We start from the raw sequence: 18,784 nt of genomic DNA, 5'->3' as shown, positions 1-18,784 counted from the left end.
TCCACGGGCTTTCCCAGCATTTTGTCAACGCCATTGACATACCTCTCCGCGCCCACCTATACCTCTGCCCATCGAAGCGCTTCGACGAACGTTGCACGTGCACATTCCTCCCAACCCTCCCGGAGGCAGTGGATGTTGACGGCACGGACACGGACGAGACGACGGACGGGACGGACGGTGGCCGGGATCGCGGGCGCGGTCGCGGGGGTCCTGGTCCTGGCGGGGTGTGGGGGCGGTGGGGATGAGGCCGGGGACGGCAAGACGCTCACGCTGTGGCACTACGAGGCGCCCAACGGCGCCATGGGCGCGGCCTGGAGCCAGGCGATCGAGGAGTTCAAGAAGAGCCATCCGGGCGTGACGGTGAAGTTCGAGGAGAAGGGCTTCGAACAGATCCAGAAGACCGCCTCGATGGTGCTGGGCTCGGACAGCGCGCCCGATCTCATGGAGTACAACAAGGGCAACGCCACCACCGGGCTGCTCTCCAAGCAGGGGCTGCTCACCGACCTCTCCCCGGAGGTCACCAAGCGCGGCTGGGACAAGCCGCTGAGCGCCGGGGTGCGCACCACCAGCCGGTACGACGCGCAGGGCGTGATGGGCTCCGGCAAGTGGTTCGGGGTGCCGAACTACGCCGAGTACACGATGGTCTTCTACAACAAGACCCTGTTCGAGAAGCACAAGGTCGAGGTCCCGACCACCTTCGCGGAGTTCACCGCCGCGCTGAAGGAGTTCCAGGGCGAGGGCGTCACCCCGCTGGCCAGCGCGGGCGCCGAATACCCCGCCCAGCAGTACGTCTACCAGCTGGCCCTGTCCAAGGCGGACCGCGCCTGGGTGGACGCGTACGAGCAGTACAAGGGCAAGCCGGACTTCCACGACGCCGCCTGGACCTACGGCGCCACCACCTTCGCCGACTGGGTGAAGAAGGGCTACATCGCGAAGAGTTCGAGCGGCGCCAAGGCCGAGGACGCGGGGGCGGCGTTCATCGCGGGGAAGTACCCGATGTTCTTCTCCGGCAGCTGGTGGTTCGGCCGCTTCAAGTCGGAGATCAAGGACGAGTGGGGCACGTTCCCCTTCCCCGGCTCGAAGCTGACCCTCGGCTCCGGCGGCAATCTGTGGGTCGTCCCCAAGGGCGCGAAGAACAAGCAGCTCGCGTACGACTTCATCGACATCACGATGAAGAAGGGCATCCAGAACACCCTGGGCAACAAGGGCGGCGTGCCCGTGGCCGCCGATCCGGCCGCGATCACCGACCCCAAGGCCAAGAGCCTGATCGAGGACTTCACCGCCTACTCCGACCGCGGCGGCCTCGCCTTCTACCCGGACTGGCCGGTTCCCGGCTTCTACGACACCCTCGTCTCCGAGACCCAGAAGCTGATGACGGGCGACGCGCGGCCCGACGCCTATCTGGACGCGCTGGCGAAGGCGTACGAGGCGGGCGCGCCGAAGGGATGAGCAGGCAGCGGCGCGAGTATCCGTACACGCTCTTCCTGATCCCCGGTGCGCTGGCCTTCCTCGCCATCATCGTCGTGCCGTTCCTGATGAACACCGGGATCAGCTTTACCCACTGGCAGGGCGTCGGCACCCCGGAGTGGGCCGGGCTGGCCAACTACCGGGCCCTGCTGGACGACGACGCCTTCTGGGAGTCCTTCCGGCACAGCCTCGCCATGGTGGTGGCGATGGCGGCCATCCCGACCGCGCTCGGCCTGGTGCTGGCGGCCGCGCTGTTCGACTTCGTCGGCAAGCACTTCGGGGCCCGCACCGCGAGCGTGCTGCGCGCGTGCTTCTACCTCCCGCAGGTGCTGCCGATCGCCGTGGCGGGCATCGTCTGGAGCTGGATCCTGGCCCCCGAGGACGGCGCCCTCAACGATGTGCTGAAGGCCGTTGGCCTCGGCTCGCTGCGCCACGACTGGCTGGGCGATCCGGACCTCGCGCTGTACAGCGTGATGGGCGTGATGGTCTGGGTCCAGCTGGGCTTTCCGCTGGTGGTGTTCATGGCGGGGCTGCAGCGCGTCGACCCGTCCCTGTACGAGGCGGCCGAGCTGGACGGCGCCTCGTGGTGGCGGCGGTTCTGGCATGTGACGCTGGTGCAGATCCGCCCGGAGATCTCCGTCGTGCTGCTGTGGTGCACGATCGCCGCGCTCAAGGTGTTCGGCGCGGTGTACGTGCTCACCAAGGGCGGCCCGGGCGGGGCGACCAATGTCCCCTCGTACTTCTCGTTCCAGTCGTTCTTCGAGAAGACGCAGGTCGGGTACGGCTCCGCGGTCTCGACCGTGCTCACCGTGATCATCCTGGCGCTGGCCCTGGTCGCCCTGCGCCTCCAGACGAGGGCGGAGGACCAGGAGCGATGAGGGCTCTCAAGCGATATCCGGTGCTGGCCGCGCTGATCGTGGCGGCCGTCCTCATGGTGCTGCCGTTCCTGGTGGTCGCCCTCAACGCGGTCAAGTCGCCCGCCGAGTACTCCGCGAACGGCCCGCTGAGCCTGCCGAAGGGGCTCTATCTGGACGGGATCACGGACTTCTGGGAACGGGTCGACTTCGGGCAGAAGCTGATCAACTCCGTGCTGATCTCGGGCTCGGTCGCGATCGGCGCCGCCGTGCTGTCCGTCCTCAACGCGTACGCGATCGGCATCGGCCGGGTGAAGGGCCGCCCCTGGGTGCTGGCCTTCTTCGTACTGGCGAACATGCTGCCGCAGGAGGCGCTGGTCTACCCCGTCTACTACCTGTCGAAGGAGGCGGGGCTGTACGACACCCGGCTGAGCGTGGTCCTCGTCTTCATCGTCGTCCAGGCCGCGTTCGGCACGTATCTGCTCTCCTCCGTCCTCGGCGCCTTCCCCCGGGAGATCATCGAGGCGGCGCGGATCGACGGCGCGAACAAGTGGCAGGTGTTGTGGCGGGTGGTGGTGCCGGTCAGCCGCCCGACCATCGGGGTGCTGCTGGTGTTCTTCTTCATCTGGACCTGGAACGAGTTCCTGCTGCCGCTGGTGATGCTGATCTCCAACGACAACCAGACGGTGTCCGTCGCCCTCGGCGTCCTCCAGGGCCAGCGGCTGATGGACGCCACCATGACCAACGCGGCCGCCCTGCTCGGCGTGATCCCCGCGGTCGTCTTCTTCCTGATCTTCCAGCGGACCCTGACCCGGGGCATCGCCGCGGGCGCGGTCAAATGACTCATATGACGAGGAGCGCCCCGCATGAAGTTCAGCGACGGCTACTGGCTGCTGCGCGAGGGCGTACGCGCCGCCCACCCCACCGGGGTCCTCGACGTGGAGACCGGCCCCGGGCACCTCACCGTGCACGCCCCCACCCATCCGGTCCAGCGCCGAGGCGATCTCCTCAAGGGACCGGTCCTCACCCTGACCTGCACCGCGCCGCTGCCGGGCGTGATAGGGGTCCGGCTCACCCACTTCGCGGGCGGGGCCGACCGGGGCCCGTCGTTCGAGCTGGCCTCTTCCGAAGAGCCGTACGGGAAGGTGAGCTGCGACGAGGACGAGGCCCGCCTCACCTCCGGCGCGCTCACCGTACGCATCGCCCGCACCGGCCCCTGGCGCGTCGCCTTCGAGGCCGACGGGCGCCCGCTCACCGGCAGCGGCCCCAAGGACACCGGCATCATGGAGACCGCCGACGGCCACCACTATCTGCGCGAGCGGCTGCTCTTACGCGTCGGCACCTCCGCGTACGGCCTCGGTGAGCGCTTCGGCCCGCTGGTGAAGAACGGCCAGACCGTCGACATCTGGAACGCGGACGGCGGCACCGCCACCGAACAGGCCTACAAGAACGTCCCCTTCTACCTCACCGACGCGGGCTACGGCGTCTTCGTCGACCACCCCGGCGAGGTCTCCTTCGAGGTCGGCTCGGAGGCGGTGTCCCGCGTCCAGTTCAGCGCCGAGTGCCAGGAGCTGACGTACTACGTCATCCACGGGCCCACCCCGAAGGACATCCTGCGCACCTACACCGCGCTCACCGGCCGCCCCGCGCTGCCGCCCGCCTGGTCCTTCGGGCTGTGGCTGTCCACGTCCTTCACCACCTCCTACGACGAGGAGACGGTCACCGGCTTCGTGGACGGCATGGCGGAGCGCGAACTCCCGCTGTCCGTCTTCCACTTCGACTGCTTCTGGATGCGCGAGCACCACTGGTGCGACTTCACCTGGGATCCGCGCGTCTTCCCCGACCCGGAGGGCATGCTGCGGCGGCTGCGCGAGCGGGACTTACGCGTGTGCGTCTGGATCAACCCGTACATCGCGCAGCGCTCCCCACTCTTCGCCGAGGGCAAGGCGGCCGGGCATCTGCTGAAGCGGCCGGACGGCTCCGTATGGCAGTGGGACCTGTGGCAGCCCGGCATGGCCCTGGTCGACTTCACCAGCCCCGCCGCGCGGGCCTGGTACGCGGAGAAACTGACCGCGCTGCTCGACATGGGCGTGGACTGCTTCAAGACCGACTTCGGCGAGCGGGTGCCGCTGGACGTGGTGTACGCGGACGGCTCCGACCCCGAGCGGATGCACAACTACTACACCCACCTCTACAACCGCACCGTCTTCGAGGCGCTGCGCGAGCGGCGGGGCGAGCGCGAGGCCGTCGTCTTCGCGCGCTCCGCGACCGCGGGCGGCCAGCAGTTCCCGGTGCACTGGGGCGGCGACTGCGAGTCCACGTACGAGGCAATGGCCGAATCGCTGCGCGGCGGGCTCTCCCTCGGGCTGTCCGGCTTCGGCTTCTGGAGCCATGACATCGGCGGCTTCGAGGGCACCCCCGACCCCGCGCTCTTCAAGCGGTGGGTCGCCTTCGGGCTGCTGTCCTCGCACAGCAGGCTGCACGGCTCGTCCTCCTACCGCGTGCCGTGGCACTTCGACGAGGAGTCGGTCGCGGTGCTGCGCTTCTTCACCCGGCTCAAGCTGCGGCTGATGCCGTATCTGTACGAGGCGGCGCGGCAGGCGCACGGCGAGGGCCTGCCGGTGATGCGCGCGATGGTCCTCGAATTCCCCGGCGACCCCGGGTGCGCGGGGCTTGAGCGGCAGTACATGCTCGGTGGAGATCTGCTGGTCGCGCCGGTCTTCGACGACGAGGGCGAGGTCGCGTACTACGTCCCGGAGGGGGTGTGGACGCACGTACTCAGCGGCCGGACCGTGCGCGGCCCGCGCTGGGTGCGCGAGCGGCACGGCTTCCTGAGCGTGCCGCTGCTGGCCCGGCCGGGCGCGGTGATCCCGTTCGGCGCGGCGTACGACCGGCCGGACGCGGACTGGGCGGACGGCATCACGCTGCGGGTGTACGAACCCTCCGCCCTGCCCGGCACCGGGGTCACCGTCCGCGTCCCGGCCCCGGACGGCTCGACGGCCGTCGCGTTCACCGTCGTACGGGACGGGGACGCGCTGCACGCCGAGGCCGACCGGGCGCCGGGAGCGTGGCGGGTGGAGGTGGTGGGCGGGCCGTCCGCCGACGCGGAGGCGGGGACGGCCGCCCTTGCCCTGCCGCTCAGCAGCGACGGGGCTTGAGCCAGGAACACTCCAGGTCCGCCGCTTGTGCGCTCTTCGCGCCGCCCCGTACGCCCTGGGGGCTGCCCTTCGCCAGTGTCACCACGATCGCGTCCTCCAGGCTCTTCACGGAGGGGGCGAGGTAGTTGTTGAGGACGATGCTGTAGACCAGCTCCCGGCCGTCCGGGTCGGTGACGTACCCGGAGAGCCCGGACGCGCCGGTCAGGGAGCCGGTCTTGCCGCGCGCGTTGCCCGCGGCGGGGGTACCGCACATGCGCGAGCGCAGCGTGCCGCCGATGAGGCGGTCCGGGGCGCAGGCCACCGGCAGGGAGGCGTACCAGTCCGCGTACCAGGGCTGCTGACGGGCCGCCAGCAGCAGCTCGGTGAGCTGCCCGGCCGCGATGTTGTCCATCCGGGACAGCCCGGACCCGTCGACCTGGCGCACCGCCCCCGTGTCCACTCCTTGTTTCTTCAGCCAGTCGGCGATGGCGGCCAGCCCCGCGCTCCAGGTGCCGCGCCCGGCCGTCTCGTGGCCGATGGCCTTGGTGAGGGCTTCGGCGTGGATGTTGTTGGAGAGCTTCATGAACGGAACCAGCAGCTTCTTGAGCGGCATCGACCGATGCGAGGCGAGTGGCCGCGCCTCCTGTGGCGTCCCCTCCCCAAGCCTCGTGTCCCCCGCGACCCGCACCCCATGCCGCTTGAGCGCGTCGGCGAACACGGCGGCGGCGTACCCGGTGGGCTCCCAGACGCTGACCCACTCCTTGGCGGTCGGCGCCCCGGCCGCGATGGCGCCGCTGACGGTGATGGTGTTGGTGCCGTGCCGCCGCTCGACGGTGAGACCGCCGCCGCTCCCGGTGGTCGCCCGGTTGTCGATCCGTACGTACCGGGTCGCGGGCGTGACGGTGACCTTCGGCCGCTCCCCCGTCGCCGCACCCGGCGCGACCTCGACGATGACGCTGCCCGCGTCGTAGTCGGTGTCGGGGGCGACGGTGAGCGCGGAGATCCCCGCCGCGTAGTACGAGGACTCGTCGTCGGCCGCCCAGGAGCGGCCCGCGCGCTGCGCGTCGAATCGGGTGTCGTCGGCGATCAGCCGCCCGGTGACCCGCCGGACCCCCGCGTCGGCGACGCCCTTCGCCAGCCGGTCGAAGTCCGAGGCGAGCAGGGTCGGATCACCGGTCCCCCGCAGAAACAGATCGCCGCGCAGGGTGCGCCCATGGCGGGTGCCCTCGCCCAGGACATCGGTCCGGAAGGTGTGGTCGGGCCCCAGCAGCCCCATGGCGGCGGCCGAGGTGAACAGCTTGGTGTTGGAGGCGGGCATCAGCCGGTCGTCGGCCCGGTGCCGGTACAAGGCGGTGCCGGAGTCGGCGTCAGCCACCACCACCCCGGCCGCCCCACCCCGCAGCAGCGGATCGTCGAGGACTTTGTCGAGCGCTGTGTCGAGCCCGCCGCTACGCGAGGCATCCGCCCCGGCCGGTGAACTCCAGGTGAGGGTCGCGATCAACCCGATGACGAGGGGCCAGGCCCAGGCGCGCGCACGGCGGTTCACGGGTGTTCTCATGGCACGGCAGGATCCCGCACCCTGCCGCCGCGCGACAGAGCGCCGCGGAGGGCATACGACGAAAGGTGAACCACCGATGGATCACGGCAAGCCCGGAGCCGATCTGCTGTGCATAGCGATCGGCCTGGCCGCCTACGCACTCGCTCTGCGCGACGCCCGGGTGGTGCTCCGGCTGCGCCGCGAGGGCGTGCGTACGGAGGGGGTCGTGATCGCCAACGCCGCCGACCACCGGCGCGGGAAGCGGCACCCGACCCAGACGCCGACCATCCGCTTCCGCGACAACCGGGGCCACGACGTGCAGTTCTCCCCCGCGTCCGCGGTCGGCCTGCGGCTGGCAACCGGGCAACAGGTGGGGGTGGTGTACCTCCCGGGCGCATCCCGGAAAGCCCGCGTACACATGCGGCGCTACATGATGGCCCCGATGGCAGGCCTGACGCTGTGCGCCACGGCCTTCCTCGCCTTCGGCCTGCTGACCGCCCTCGCCTGACGGCCACCCGCGCCCAGCACGGCGTTACGGCCCCACCCGGCGCGCCCCCGCCGATGAACACCCCACGGCGGGCGGCCGGGGACGCGGTGCCCGGCTCGCCGCCCGGCGACACCCGGCCCACCCGCAGCGGCGCGCGACGACCGGCACATGCACCGCCAAGCAGGTGCGCCTTGAACGGCACGCAGCCACGGCCACCGGCCGCAGTCGGCGCGCGGCCGCTAACGGGCAAGCGGCCCCCGGGTGCCACGCGGGGCACAGCGGGCTGGACCAGCCGGGACCAACGCGCCACGGCCATCGGCCGTCGTTGCCGCACGGCGCACGGCGCGCGGCCGCCAACCCGGTGGGCGGCGGCGCAGGGTCCGGGCGCCAATCCCCTCCGCAGGGCGACCAGCCATCGGCGCCGCCGGGAACCGGTCGTGGCTGGTGGCGGTGCCGTCCGCACGCGGCGCGGGCATCATCCGCAACCCGCGCAGGCGCAGCAGAGCGAGCCCCGGCCGTCGGCCGTCCTCGGCGCTGGACGCGGCGCCGCCAACCCTGGGGCATCGGGCCGCAGCGTCAGCCGTTCTCCGCCGGGCGGCCCGCCCTCAGCGTCAGGCTGGCGGGGAGGGCCGCTACCGCCTCGTGGAGGCGGGCGGCCAGGGCTCGGGGTGCCGGGGGGTCCGCACGGGCCACCCAGGCCGCCATCGCGCAGCGGTGCGCGGCGATCAGCATGTCGACGGCCAGCCGGGGCCGTGGGTCGCCCGGTTCCCCGAGGCCGAACCTGCGGTGCAGGACGTCCAGCGCCTCCCGCGTCGTGGCCTCGCAGAACTGCAGGCCGTGCGCGGCCATCGAGGGCGTCTGCTCGGCCAGTCGGCGGCTGAGCAGGACCCGGCGGGCCCAGCCCTCGTCGGCGATCCGGTCCAGCGCGGCCAGCAGCGCGTCCCGCCCCAGCTCCACCACCAGCGGCGGCAGTGCGCCCGGTTCCGCGCTCTCCAGCTCCTCCAGGAAGGCCCGCCAGAGGTCCTGTTCGGGGGCCATCGCGACGTCTTCCTTGCTGCTGAAGTTCCGGAAGAAGGTGCGCTTGGAGACCTCCACCTCCTCGCACAGCTCATCCAGCGTCACGCCGCCGAAGCCGCGCTCGGTGAACAGCTCCAGCGCGGTGTCGATCAGCGCCTGACGGGTGCGCCGCTTCTTGCGTTCGCGCAGCGACGGGGTGGGGGCGGCAGTCACGACGACGAGTGTAACGCGAAAGCGAATGCCACTTGCGCGCTTACGCCACCCAGTGGCATAAATGAGTCCTCACCCCGCCCCCCGAAAGGCCAACGCCCCATGCGCGCCCTGATCGTCGACAGCTCCGCCCCCTCCGGTCTCCGCCTCGGCGAGACCGAAGACCCCACCCCCGCCCCGCACGAGGCGCTCGTCCGGGTGACCGCGACCTCCCTCAACTACGGCGAGACCGCCCACCGCAACGAGGCCCCCGACGGCACGGTGCTCGGCTGGGACGCCGCCGGGGTGATCGAGCGCGCCGCCGCCGACGGCTCCGGACCCGCCACCGGGACGCCCGTCGTCACCATCGGCGAGGCGGGCGGATGGGCCGAACTGCGCGCCGTACACACCGGCATGCTCGGCACCGCACCCGCCGAGGCGGACCCGGGCGCGCTCAGCACCCTCCCGGTCGCGGGGGCGAGCGCGCTGCGCGCCCTGCGCCGGGTCGGCGACACCCTCGGCCGCCGCATCCTCGTCACCGGCGCCACCGGCGGCGTCGGCCGGTACGCCGTCCAACTCGCCCGCCTCGGCGGGGCGTACGTCATCGCCACCACCGGCGACCCGGCGGCCCACGGCGACGGCCTGCGCGCACTGGGCGCGGACGCGGTGATCACGACCCCGGACGAGATCACCGAACCCGTGCACGGCGTGGTGGACCTCGTCGGCGGCCCGCAGCTCGTCCAGGCCTTCGACACGCTCGCCGCACACGGCACCCTGGTCTCGGTCGGCCATGTGACGGGCCAGCCCGAGACGTTCCCCTTCGGCGCCCTCTACGGCAACGCGGGCCGCCACGAGCGCTCGATCGTCACCTTCCACCTGCTGGAACGACCGGACCTCACCCCGGACCTGACCTGGCTCGCCGAACGCCTCACCACGGGCGCCCTGGACCCGCAGATCGCCTGGCGCGGCGGCTGGGACCGCGCCGAAGAGGCCGTAGCCGCCCTCCTGGAACGCCGCCTCCACGGCAAGGCCGTCCTCGACATCGGCTAACCCACTCCCCCCTCTAGTCAACTTTGACTAGACTGTCCCGCATGGGCGAGAAGACCATTCCGATGCTGCCGTGCCGGACCCTCCAGCCGGTCCTCGACTTCTACACCGTCCTCGGATTCGAAGCGACCTTCCAGCAGAAGAGCCCCAACCCGTACGCGGTCGTGGAGCGCGGCGGCATCCAGCTCCACTTCTTCGGGATGAAGGGATACGAACCGGCCGAGTCCTACAGCACGTGCTACATCTACACCGACGACGTCAACGGACTGCACGAGACCTTCCGGACCAGCCTCAAGGCGGCGTACGGAAGAGTCCCGACCCGTGGCCTGCCGCGCATCGGGGCACTGCGCGACGCCTCACACGGCGTACGGCAGTTCCTCATGTCCGACCCGGGCGGCAACTGCCTGCGCATCGGGCAGCAGACAAGCCAGAACGCCCACCACCGGCCCGCCCCCAAGGAGACCTTCGCCCGGGCCCTGCACCACGCGTCCCTCTTCGCGGACTCGCGGGACGACCCGGCGGCCGCCGCGAAGATCCTCGACCGGGCGCTGCGCAGGGAGGACGAGCGCCCCACACCCCTGCAGTCGCTCCGCCTCCTCGCCCTGCGCGCGGACGTCGCCAGGCGCCTCGGTGACGAGGAGACCACGACGTCTGCCCTCACCCAGGCCGCCGCGCTCCACCTCACCACCCAGCAGCGCGCATCGGCCCACGACGACCTCGAACGCCTGGAGGAGCTACGGGGCTAGAGGGGCCCCGGACACGACGAAGGCCCCACCGGGTGGCGGGGCCTTCGTCGTACATGGGATGAGTGGAGATGGCGGGAATCGAACCCGCGTCCAACGGTGCGGAATCAGGGCTTCTCCGAGCGCAGTCCGCTGTGATTTTCTCGGCCCCGGAGATCACGCGGACAAGTCTCCGACGGGCTCAGTCACTGTTTGATTTCCCACTACACCCCGTGACCGGGTTTAGTGGTTTAGTTCCCTAGTCGATGCCAGGATCCGGGTCGGGAACAGCCCCGGGCTGACACTTCGCAAAGTCGCTACTTAGGCAGCGAGGGCGAAGGAATCGCGCTTGGTGTTGGCGATTATTGGTTGCGACATATGGTTTACGAGATCATTGCCGCTTCCTCGGCTCGCTTCCCCTGCTTCGACAGCCGCTGTCGAAACCGATCATCCCCATGTCTTTTTATCAAAGGTGGTGCTGCCGCGCCCTCGAAGGGGCGCACCGCCATCATAGGTGAACAACCCGCTACGGGGCCACATCATTCCCGCCGGGCGTCGCCCGAGGTCAGACCCGGCCCCGCTCGCGGCGGCGGACCGCCGAGATCGCGCGGTCGGTCTCGCGGCGGTCCTGCTTCTCGCGGAGCGTCTGGCGCTTGTCGTAGTCCTTTTTGCCCTTGGCGAGCGCGACCTCGACCTTGGCCCGGCCGTCCTTGAAGTACAGGGACAGCGGCACGATCGTGTGGCCGGTCTCCTGGGTCTTGTGGACCAGCTTGTCGATCTCCGCCCGGTGCAGCAGCAGCTTGCGGCGGCGGCGCGCCGAGTGGTTGGTCCACGTCCCCTGGCTGTACTCGGGGATGTGCACGTTGTGCAGCCACGCCTCACCGTTGTCGAGCTGCGCGAAGCCGTCGGCGAGCGAGGCGCGCCCCTGGCGCAGCGACTTCACCTCGGTGCCGGTCAGCACCAGTCCGCACTCGTAGGTGTCGATGATGTGGTAGTCGTGCCGCGCCTTCTTGTTCTGCGCGATCAGTTTGCGACCCGTCTCTTTAGCCATAGCGAGGCCATTCTCGCACTAGGACCCGCCCCCGAGGCCACTCAATACTGTCCGCGCGCGCGTCTCGGCGCTCTGTCCGTCGTCACCGTGGACGGTGAGGTCGGGCGCGATGCCCTCGCCGTCGACGTTACGCCCGGCGGGGGTGCGGTAGTGGCCCACGGTCAGCTCGGCGACCGAGCCGTCGGCGAGCTTGCTGGGCATCTGCACCGAGCCCTTGCCGAAGGTGCGGGAGCCGACGACGATGGCGCGGCCCCGGTCCTGGAGGGCGCCGGCGAGCAGTTCGGCGGCGCTCATGGTGCCGCCGTCGACGAGGACGACCAGCGGGCTGCGGATGTCGCCGCCGGGCCGGGCGTCCAGGACGCGCTGCTCACCCCGTACGTCGTACGTGGCGACCAGGCCGCCGTCGAGGAAGGACGAGGCGGTGGTGACGGCCTCGGTGACCAGGCCGCCGGAGTTGCCGCGCAGGTCGAGGAGGATGCCGTCGCCCGGGGGCACCTGCCGCACCGCGCGCCGCACCTGGTCGCCGGAGCCCTTGGTGAAGGAGTCGACCTTGATGCGGACGGCGCGCGGCCGCTGGTCGCCGACGCGGTCGACGGTGACCGGCTCGGTGGTCAGCCGCGCCCGGTGCAGGGTCTGCCGCCACCGGTGGCCGTCGCGCTCCAGCCCGAGCGCCACCGGCGTGCCCGACGAGCGCCCGGCGTGTCCGCGCAGCCGGGCGACAACCTCGGTGACGGGGCGGCCGGTGGCCTTCGTACCGTCGACGGACAGCAGCCGGTCCCCGGCCCGCAGCCCGGCCCGGTCGGCGGGGCTGCCGGGCTGGACCTCGTCCACTTCGATCCGGCCGCCGGTCCCGACCCGCGCGGAGACCCCGACGCCGACGTAGGCGCCGTCGAGGTGCTGGCGGAATCCCTCGTACTCATGGGCGCTGTAGACCGCGCCCCACCGGTCGCCGCTGCGGCTCACCACGTCACGGGCGGCCTGCGAACCGGACTTCCCGTCCTTCTCGGCCGCGGCTGCCGCCGCCTGGACCTGGTCGCTCTCGACGGAGCCGGCGGCGACCGGGCGGATCGGTATCCGCGCGGCCGACGAGCCCCGGTCAGCGGCCCGGGCGGGACCTTCCGCGCCCCACGAGCCGGTGGCGGCGCCGGTGGCGAGCACGCTCACGAAGACCAATGTCAGGGCGGCCCCGTGGCGAATGCGGCGGGGATGGACGAACAAACACGGGCCCGACATGCCGGTGAGTGTAGGGCAAGCCCGGGCGCCGTACGCCGGGTTGTGAGGTACGGCGCCCCAGGCGAATGTCACACCTTGAGGTACTTGCGGAGCGCGAAGAAGGCCGCGAGGGCGGGCATGAGCAGCCCGATCGCCAGCACCAGCGGCAACTTGGCCAGCACCGCGTCCCAGCCGATGAAGTTGATCACGTCGATCTTGCCCGCGAGCCAGTTGTCGACCAGGAAGTACTGGCCGCTGACGAGGAGTACGCAGGCGAAGCCCGCGCCCATCAGCCCCGCGATGGCGGCCTCCATGATGAACGGCATCTGGATATAGAAGCTGGACGCGCCGACGAGCCGCATGATCCCGGTCTCCCGGCGGCGGCTGAACGCCGACACCCGCACCGTGTTCACGATGAGCATCAACGCGACCACCAGCATCAGCGTCATCACGCCGAGTGCCGCGTAGTTCATGCCGTTGAGCAGATTGAAGAGATCGTCGACCAGGGCCTTCTGGTCCTGTACCTCCTGCACGCCGGGCCGGGCGGCGAAGGCGGTGGAGATGACGTCGTACCGCGTCGGGTCCTTCAGCTTGATGCGGTAGGACTCCTGCATCTGGTCCGGCGTCAGCGAATCGGCGAGCGGTGAATCGCCGAACTGCTCCTTGTAGTGCTTGTACGCCTGCTCGCTCGTCTCGAACTGAACCGAGTCGACGATGTTCATCTGATTCAGTTCGGAGCGGATCTCCTTTTTCTGGACCTCGGTGGCCGCGCCTTTCGCGCAGTTGGCCGACGACTCCTTGTCGTTCTTGTTGCAGAGGAAGATCGAGACGTTGACCTTGTCGTACCAATAGCCCTTCATCGTGCTCACCTGCTGGCTCATCAGCAGGGACCCGCCGAACAGGGCGAGGGAGAGGGCCACGGAGACGATCACCGCGAAGGTCATCGTGAGATTGCGGCGGAGACCGACGCCGATCTCCGACAGGACGAACTGGGCGCGCATGGCGTCCTTTCAGTGCTGGTAGCCGTAGACGCCGCGGGACTGGTCGCGGACGAGACGGCCCTTCTCAAGTTCGATCACGCGCTTACGCATCTGGTCCACGATCTGCTGGTCGTGCGTGGCCATGACGACCGTGGTGCCGGTCCGGTTGATCCGGTCCAGCAGCTTCATGATCCCAACGGAGGTCTGCGGGTCCAGGTTGCCCGTCGGCTCGTCGGCGATCAGCAGCATCGGACGGTTCACGAACGCGCGCGCGATGGCCACGCGCTGCTGCTCACCACCGGACAGCTCGCCGGGCATCCGCTCGTCCTTGCCACCCAGCCCCACCAGGTCGAGCACCTCGGGCACGGTCTTGCGGATCGCGCCGCGCGGCTTGCCGATCACCTCCAGCGCGAAGGCGACGTTCTCCCCGACCGTCTTGTTGGGGAGCAGCCGGAAGTCCTGGAACACCGTCCCCAGCTGGCGGCGCATCTGCGGCACCTTCCAGTTGGACAGCCGCGCGAGATCCTTGCCCAGCACATGGACCGCGCCGTGGCTCGCCCGCTCCTCCCGGAGCAGCAGCCGGAGGAAAGTGGACTTCCCCGACCCCGAGGAGCCCACCAGGAAGACGAACTCGCCCTTCTCGATCTCGAGCGAGACATCCCGGAGTGCGGGACGGGTCTGCTTGGGGTAAGTCTTGGATACGTTGTCGAATCGGATCACTGATGCACCACGGTGACCTGGGTAGCGGTACGGGCTGCCGCCGGAGCGGCTCCCGTCGGTGAGCGTGACCATACGCGAACCGCGCGCGGGTGCGCAGCGCCCATCCGGCTTGGTGCGTTTATTCACGGCACTATTGGGGGCAAACGGTTGACAAACTGGCCGTCGGACCGTCCGAAACGGCCACAGAACCGGTACGGATGCGGCACGGAATCATGCGGGGCGCGCCGAACCGGGCGGAAGCTGGCACAGTGGAAGGGGAACCAACCCATTTCCCTGAGCGTTGGCCCCATATCTACTGCGGCACCGCCGCGCGGGAGGAGAAAGCGCATGACGTACGACAGGCTCGTCTGCGCCAACTGCGCGAGCCCCGTCAGCGAGGGCCGCTGCCCGGTCTGCCGGGCCAGCAGGGAGCGCCTGCAGCAGCAGGAGGGTCCCTTCGCCGGGCTGACCCCCGCCGCGCTGATAGCGCTCCTGGTGGCGCTGATCGCGGTGGCCGTGCTCGCCCACGAGATGGCAGCCGCGGCGTAACGCAGCGTAACCGCTCTCCCAGCCGCACTTTCGGTCCAGCCGCACTTTCGATACCGACGCCCGAGGGGCCCGGAGCTCTGCAGCGCTCCGGGCCCCTCGACGTGTGTGCGGCGTATGAATCAGGCCACGTTGTTGTTGCGGTTCGCGAGCCGCGGCATGAAGCGGAAGCCGATGCCACCCGCGATCATCGTCGCGGCACCGATCAGCAGGAAGGTGGTCTCGGAGGAGGCACCGGTCTCGGCCAGCTCTTCCTTGGCCTTGCCCTGCTCGACCGGCTTGGAGCCGACGCTGTCGGTGTCCGTGTTGTCGTCGCAGTTGGTGGAGTCGAGGTCCACGGTGCAGGTCGAGTCGTCGCCGCCACCCGTGCCGCCGCCCTGGCTGGGCGAGGAGCTGGGCTGGCCGGAGGGCTCGTCCGTGGGCTCGTCGGTCGGCTGACCCGTCGGCTCATCGGTCGGCTGACCGGTGGGCTCGTCGGTCGGCTCGTCCGTCGGCTCACCCGTGGGCTCGTCGGTCGGCTCGTCCGTCGGGAGCGTCGGCAGCCCGGTGGGCAGGCCGGTCGGCTCGTCCGTCGGCTCGTCGGTGGGCTCGCCGGTCGGAATCCCGGTCGGTTCGTCCGTGGGCTCGTCGTCCGGGTTGTGGATGCCGACACCGACATCCAGACCCTTCTTGTCCGCGTTGACCGAGGCGTCGACGCCACCGATCCCCACGTCGATCCCCACGGCCGATGCGGCACCGGCAGCGGTCAGCGACGCACCGGCGGCGATCACCGCTGCGGCCGCTATGCGCGCGACACGCAGCCGCGTCTTCTTCGTCATCTACTGCTACCCCCAGTAGCTGTGCTCTCGTCGATGGAGCAGCTATGCAGGGGCCACGGCCGTCAGGGAAAGAAATTCCGCGGGCTCTGCCTGCTCAGGCGATCCGCCGGTCCCCGTTCACACGCGCCCCAGTCATACGCATGCCGCGCGTCAGCCTTCCCAGTTTTCATGGCACCGTCAAGCGTCTTTGACGGCGAGATGTCCGCTATGAAGGTACTTGTGTGACGCATGGGTACACGACTGTGACCAAAAAGCGTCCTTGAGGGACCACTTGACGATCAGGAAAACCGCAGCGAGAGGCGCCGACCGGGGATCAACCGGGGCTCAGCTCTCCTGCTCGCGCTTCTTCCGCCAGCGGATTCCGGCCTCCAGGAAGCCGTCCAGCTCGCCGTCGAGCACCCCCTGCGGGTTGCCGACCTCGAACTCGGTGCGCAGGTCCTTGACCATCTGGTACGGGTGCAGGACGTACGAACGCATCTGGTTGCCCCAGGAATTGCCGCCGTCGCCCTTGAGCGCGTCCATCTTGGCCTGCTCCTCCTGGCGGCGGCGCTCAAGGAGCTTCGCCTGGAGGACGTTCATCGCGGTCGCCTTGTTCTGGATCTGCGAGCGCTCGTTCTGACAGGAGACCACGATGCCGGTGGGGATGTGGGTCAACCGCACCGCGGAGTCGGTGGTGTTGACGCCCTGCCCGCCGGGGCCCGACGAACGGTAGACGTCGATCCGCAGCTCGGACTCGTCGATCTCGATGTGGTCGGTCTGCTCGACCACCGGCAGCACCTCGACCCCCGCGAAGGAGGTCTGACGGCGGCCCTGGTTGTCGAACGGCGAGATGCGCACCAGGCGGTGGGTGCCCTGCTCGACGGAGAGCGTGCCGTACGCGTACGGCGTCTGCACGGCGAAGGTGGTCGACTTGATGCCGGCCTCCTCCGCGTACGAGGTCTCGTAGATCTCCGTCTTGTAGCCGTGCCGCTCGGCCCAGCGCAGATACATCCGCTGCAGCTGCTCGGCGAAGTCGGCGGCGTCGACGCCGCCCGCCTCGGCGCGGATGTTGACGACCGCCTCGCGGGCGTCGTACTCGCCGGACAGGAGGGTACGGACCTCCATCTCGTCGACGGCCTTGCGCACCGCGTCCAGCTCGGTCTCGGCCTCGACGCGCGCGTCGTCGTCGCCCTCGTCGGCGGCCAGCTCGAACAGCACCTCGAGGTCGTCGATCCGGCCGCGCAGCTCCTCGGCACGGCGCAGGTGCCCCTGGAGATAGGAGAGCTTGCTGGTGACCTTCTGCGCGTTCTCCGGGTCGTCCCACAGGGACGGGGCCGCCGCCTGCTCCTCGAGCACGGCGATGTCGGCCCGCATCTTGTCGAGGTCCAGGACGGCCTCGATCGACCCCATGGTCGAGGAGAGGGACTTCAGCTCTTCGGATACATCGACGACTGCCACGTGCACCAGCCTAACCGCTATAGAAGGATCTCCGGCCCGTCGGCCCTACCAGGACCGGCGGGCTCTCAGCGGGCGCCGGAGTCCTGTCCGGACCCCTGCCCGGAGTCGCGCGAGCCATGCGAATCCCGCGAATCCTGGGAGGACGAGTGTTCGCCGCCCTTGGGGGCCTCGTCCCCGTCGTCGCCGCCCGCGACCAGCCATCCGCCGACGCCCACGACGACCAGCGCCGCCACCGTGGCCGCGGCGACCTTGAGTCGACGGCGGCGCAGCGCCCCCGAAACCGCCGGATGGCGCGCCGAGCCCGCCCGGCGCTGACCGTGTACGCGAGGGGCGCGCGCGGTGCCGTGGGCGCCGCCCGCCAGCTCGTCCGCGCTGGGCACGCGCATGCTGGTGTGCGTCTCGCGGCTGCTGTCCGGTACCGCGCCCGGGACCAGTGGGACCGCGCCGCGCCGCCGACGGGGCGTCCCGCCCTGGCCGTACCCCTGCTCGTACCCCTGGCCCTGGCCCTGACCCGGTCCGGCGGAGGCGGGCTGGTGCCCGCCCTCCGGACGCGTGCTCTCGCCCTCGCGCTGCTCGTGCTCTTCGTCCTCGTCCGGCTCGTCGATGTCCAGCGGCGGATATCCGGCCAGGGTGGGCAGGATCTCGCGCAGCCGCGTGGCCAGCTCGGAGGCGCGCAGCCGGGACGCCGGGGCCTTGGCGAGGCACTGGAGCAGCAGCTGCCACAGCTCGTCGGGGATGCCGGGCAGCGGGGCGACGGTCTCCGTCACATGGCGGCGCAGGATCGCGCCGGGGTGGCCGCCGCCGAACGGGGTGAAGCCCGCCAGCAGCTCGTACAACACCGTCGCGAGGGCGTACACATCCACGCTGGCGCGCGGCGGCAGCCCCTCGATGATCTCCGGCGCGAGGTAGTCGGGTGTGCCGATGACGCTGCGCGGGTTGGGCGAGCGGCCCTGCGAGGGCTGCTGGCCTCGGGACGGCCTGCCGCCACGGGCCCGGCCCGGTTCGTCGACCAGGCGCGCGATGCCGAAGTCGGTGAGCAGGGCGGGGTGGGAGCGGCCGGGGCCGAGCGGGCCCTGCATGTCCAGCAGGACGTTCTCCGGCTTGACGTCCCGGTGGACGATCCCGGCGGCGTGCGCCGCGGCCAGCCCGTCGGCGACGTCGGCGGCGATCGCGACCGCGGCCTCCGGGGACAGCCGCCGCTCGCGGTCGAGCCGGGTGCGCAGATCCGTACCGCGGATCAGGTCCATGACGAGGGCCAGGTCGTTGCCGTCGACCACGAGGTCGCGCACGCCGACCACCCGGGGGTGGTCGAGGCTGAGCAGCGCGGTGCGCTCCTGTACGAAACGGCCCACCAGCTCCTGGTCGGAGGCGAGGTCCTCGCGCAGGAGCTTGATGGCGACCGGGCCCTCGGGACCCTCGCCCAGCCACACCGTGCCGGCGCTGCCGCGTCCCAGGACCTGGTGCGCGGTGTACCGGCTGCCGATCTTCCGTGACAAGACTGCTCCGAATCCTCCGACAGGGGGCACGTTGGCGACAAAGCTACGCGGCTACTGGCGCGTTGGGGGCATCAGACAGCGCCAACTG

At 70.6% G+C, this 18,784-nt stretch carries 17 protein-coding genes and 1 other RNA gene; 8 read left to right on the top strand and 10 right to left on the bottom strand.

Annotated elements, in window-relative coordinates:
• Positions 1–132: 132 nt before the first annotated feature.
• The 4 genes from ACWC5C_RS25245 to yicI are packed head-to-tail and all read left to right on the top strand — an operon-like array spanning position 133 to position 5,479.
• Entirely contained in the window at positions 133–1,449 is a 1,317-nt protein-coding gene (locus tag ACWC5C_RS25245) for an extracellular solute-binding protein (protein ID WP_450878798.1), read from the top strand.
• Positions 1,446–2,345 (top strand): carbohydrate ABC transporter permease, encoded by a 900-nt coding sequence (locus ACWC5C_RS25240; protein ID WP_450878796.1) that lies wholly within the window; start codon positions 1,446–1,448, stop codon positions 2,343–2,345. The genes ACWC5C_RS25245 and ACWC5C_RS25240 overlap by 4 nt, the downstream gene beginning before the upstream one ends.
• A complete protein-coding gene (locus ACWC5C_RS25235) occupies positions 2,342–3,163 on the top strand; it encodes a carbohydrate ABC transporter permease (RefSeq protein WP_450878794.1) in 822 nt (273 codons plus the stop codon). The genes ACWC5C_RS25240 and ACWC5C_RS25235 overlap by 4 nt, the downstream gene beginning before the upstream one ends.
• Positions 3,164–3,187: 24 nt before the next feature.
• Entirely contained in the window at positions 3,188–5,479 is a 2,292-nt protein-coding gene (gene yicI / locus ACWC5C_RS25230; RefSeq protein ID WP_450878792.1) for an alpha-xylosidase, read from the top strand.
• On the opposite strand, the gene dacB is transcribed toward yicI, so the two are convergent.
• Positions 5,460–7,016 carry a D-alanyl-D-alanine carboxypeptidase/D-alanyl-D-alanine endopeptidase gene (gene dacB, locus ACWC5C_RS25225; protein WP_450878790.1) on the bottom strand — a complete coding sequence of 519 codons (1,557 nt, stop codon included), beginning with the start codon at positions 7,014–7,016 and terminating at the stop codon, positions 5,460–5,462. The two genes, yicI and dacB, sit on opposite strands and share 20 nt — an antisense overlap.
• Positions 7,017–7,092: 76 nt before the next feature.
• Between dacB and ACWC5C_RS25220 the strand changes: the two genes are divergently transcribed.
• Positions 7,093–7,503 carry a DUF3592 domain-containing protein gene (locus tag ACWC5C_RS25220; RefSeq protein WP_450878788.1) on the top strand — a complete coding sequence of 137 codons (411 nt, stop codon included), beginning with the start codon at positions 7,093–7,095 and terminating at the stop codon, positions 7,501–7,503.
• 555 nt (positions 7,504–8,058) lie between these two features.
• Here ACWC5C_RS25220 and ACWC5C_RS25215 read toward each other — a convergent pair.
• Positions 8,059–8,712, bottom strand: coding sequence for a TetR/AcrR family transcriptional regulator (locus ACWC5C_RS25215; RefSeq protein ID WP_450878786.1), 654 nt, complete (start codon positions 8,710–8,712; stop codon positions 8,059–8,061).
• Positions 8,713–8,811: 99 nt separating this feature from the next.
• Here ACWC5C_RS25215 and ACWC5C_RS25210 point away from each other — a divergent pair, with 99 nt between their 5' ends.
• Together ACWC5C_RS25210 and ACWC5C_RS25205 are read left to right on the top strand one after the other, a co-directional pair.
• Positions 8,812–9,738: a zinc-binding dehydrogenase gene (locus tag ACWC5C_RS25210; RefSeq protein WP_450878784.1), complete on the top strand. Its 927-nt coding sequence runs from the start codon at positions 8,812–8,814 to the stop codon at positions 9,736–9,738.
• Positions 9,739–9,779: 41 nt separating this feature from the next.
• The gene (locus ACWC5C_RS25205; RefSeq protein WP_450878782.1) at positions 9,780–10,481 is read left to right on the top strand and encodes a bleomycin resistance protein; all 702 of its coding nucleotides are present in this window, start codon (positions 9,780–9,782) and stop codon (positions 10,479–10,481) included.
• A gap of 60 nt (positions 10,482–10,541) precedes the next feature.
• Here the strand turns inward: ACWC5C_RS25205 and ssrA are convergent.
• The 5 genes from ssrA to ftsE all read right to left on the bottom strand — a co-directional run bounded on the left by ssrA (position 10,542) and on the right by ftsE (position 14,420).
• Positions 10,542–10,912: a transfer-messenger RNA gene (gene ssrA / locus ACWC5C_RS25200) on the bottom strand.
• A gap of 110 nt (positions 10,913–11,022) precedes the next feature.
• On the bottom strand, positions 11,023–11,508 hold the full coding sequence (gene smpB / locus ACWC5C_RS25195; RefSeq protein ID WP_450878780.1) for an SsrA-binding protein SmpB: 486 nt from the start codon (positions 11,506–11,508) through the stop codon (positions 11,023–11,025).
• Between the two features lie 18 nt (positions 11,509–11,526).
• On the bottom strand, positions 11,527–12,741 hold the full coding sequence (locus ACWC5C_RS25190) for a S41 family peptidase (protein WP_450878778.1): 1,215 nt from the start codon (positions 12,739–12,741) through the stop codon (positions 11,527–11,529).
• A gap of 68 nt (positions 12,742–12,809) precedes the next feature.
• Positions 12,810–13,721, bottom strand: a complete 912-nt coding sequence (gene ftsX / locus ACWC5C_RS25185) for a permease-like cell division protein FtsX (RefSeq protein ID WP_450878776.1) — start codon at positions 13,719–13,721, stop codon at positions 12,810–12,812.
• Positions 13,722–13,730: 9 nt separating this feature from the next.
• Positions 13,731–14,420, bottom strand: coding sequence for a cell division ATP-binding protein FtsE (gene ftsE, locus ACWC5C_RS25180; protein ID WP_201857601.1), 690 nt, complete (start codon positions 14,418–14,420; stop codon positions 13,731–13,733).
• A gap of 327 nt (positions 14,421–14,747) precedes the next feature.
• On the opposite strand from ftsE, the gene ACWC5C_RS25175 reads away from it, so the two are divergent.
• Positions 14,748–14,948, top strand: coding sequence for a hypothetical protein (locus ACWC5C_RS25175; protein ID WP_055555454.1), 201 nt, complete (start codon positions 14,748–14,750; stop codon positions 14,946–14,948).
• A gap of 119 nt (positions 14,949–15,067) precedes the next feature.
• On the opposite strand, the gene ACWC5C_RS25170 is transcribed toward ACWC5C_RS25175, so the two are convergent.
• The 3 genes from ACWC5C_RS25170 to ACWC5C_RS25160 form a co-directional block, all read right to left on the bottom strand.
• Entirely contained in the window at positions 15,068–15,763 is a 696-nt protein-coding gene (locus ACWC5C_RS25170) for an LPXTG cell wall anchor domain-containing protein (protein ID WP_450878773.1), read from the bottom strand.
• Positions 15,764–16,087: 324 nt separating this feature from the next.
• The gene (gene prfB, locus ACWC5C_RS25165; protein WP_450878771.1) at positions 16,088–17,200 is read right to left on the bottom strand and encodes a peptide chain release factor 2; all 1,113 of its coding nucleotides are present in this window, start codon (positions 17,198–17,200) and stop codon (positions 16,088–16,090) included.
• A 65-nt stretch (positions 17,201–17,265) separates the two neighbouring features.
• Positions 17,266–18,696, bottom strand: coding sequence for a serine/threonine-protein kinase (locus tag ACWC5C_RS25160; protein WP_450878769.1), 1,431 nt, complete (start codon positions 18,694–18,696; stop codon positions 17,266–17,268).
• Positions 18,697–18,784: the final 88 nt, after the last annotated feature.

The sequence above is a fragment of the Streptomyces sp. NPDC001700 genome, from assembly GCF_053596435.1.
Note: the sequence above shows the minus strand (reverse complement) of the source record. Positions and strands in the feature narration are given on the sequence as shown.

What these genes read in the sequence shown, in the direction of transcription:
- ACWC5C_RS25245 (WP_450878798.1), top strand. Translation starts at nt 133, where the DNA reads ATGTTGACGGCACGGACACGGACGAGACGACGGACGGGACGGACGGTG.
- ACWC5C_RS25240 (WP_450878796.1), top strand. Translation starts at nt 1,446, where the DNA reads ATGAGCAGGCAGCGGCGCGAGTATCCGTACACGCTCTTCCTGATCCCC.
- ACWC5C_RS25235 (WP_450878794.1), top strand. Translation starts at nt 2,342, where the DNA reads ATGAGGGCTCTCAAGCGATATCCGGTGCTGGCCGCGCTGATCGTGGCG.
- yicI (WP_450878792.1), top strand. Translation starts at nt 3,188, where the DNA reads ATGAAGTTCAGCGACGGCTACTGGCTGCTGCGCGAGGGCGTACGCGCC.
- dacB (WP_450878790.1), bottom strand. Translation starts at nt 7,016, where the DNA reads ATGAGAACACCCGTGAACCGCCGTGCGCGCGCCTGGGCCTGGCCCCTC.
- ACWC5C_RS25220 (WP_450878788.1), top strand. Translation starts at nt 7,093, where the DNA reads ATGGATCACGGCAAGCCCGGAGCCGATCTGCTGTGCATAGCGATCGGC.
- ACWC5C_RS25210 (WP_450878784.1), top strand. Translation starts at nt 8,812, where the DNA reads ATGCGCGCCCTGATCGTCGACAGCTCCGCCCCCTCCGGTCTCCGCCTC.
- ACWC5C_RS25205 (WP_450878782.1), top strand. Translation starts at nt 9,780, where the DNA reads ATGGGCGAGAAGACCATTCCGATGCTGCCGTGCCGGACCCTCCAGCCG.
- smpB (WP_450878780.1), bottom strand. Translation starts at nt 11,508, where the DNA reads ATGGCTAAAGAGACGGGTCGCAAACTGATCGCGCAGAACAAGAAGGCG.
- ACWC5C_RS25190 (WP_450878778.1), bottom strand. Translation starts at nt 12,741, where the DNA reads ATGTCGGGCCCGTGTTTGTTCGTCCATCCCCGCCGCATTCGCCACGGG.
- ftsX (WP_450878776.1), bottom strand. Translation starts at nt 13,721, where the DNA reads ATGCGCGCCCAGTTCGTCCTGTCGGAGATCGGCGTCGGTCTCCGCCGC.
- ACWC5C_RS25175 (WP_055555454.1), top strand. Translation starts at nt 14,748, where the DNA reads ATGACGTACGACAGGCTCGTCTGCGCCAACTGCGCGAGCCCCGTCAGC.
- ACWC5C_RS25170 (WP_450878773.1), bottom strand. Translation starts at nt 15,763, where the DNA reads ATGACGAAGAAGACGCGGCTGCGTGTCGCGCGCATAGCGGCCGCAGCG.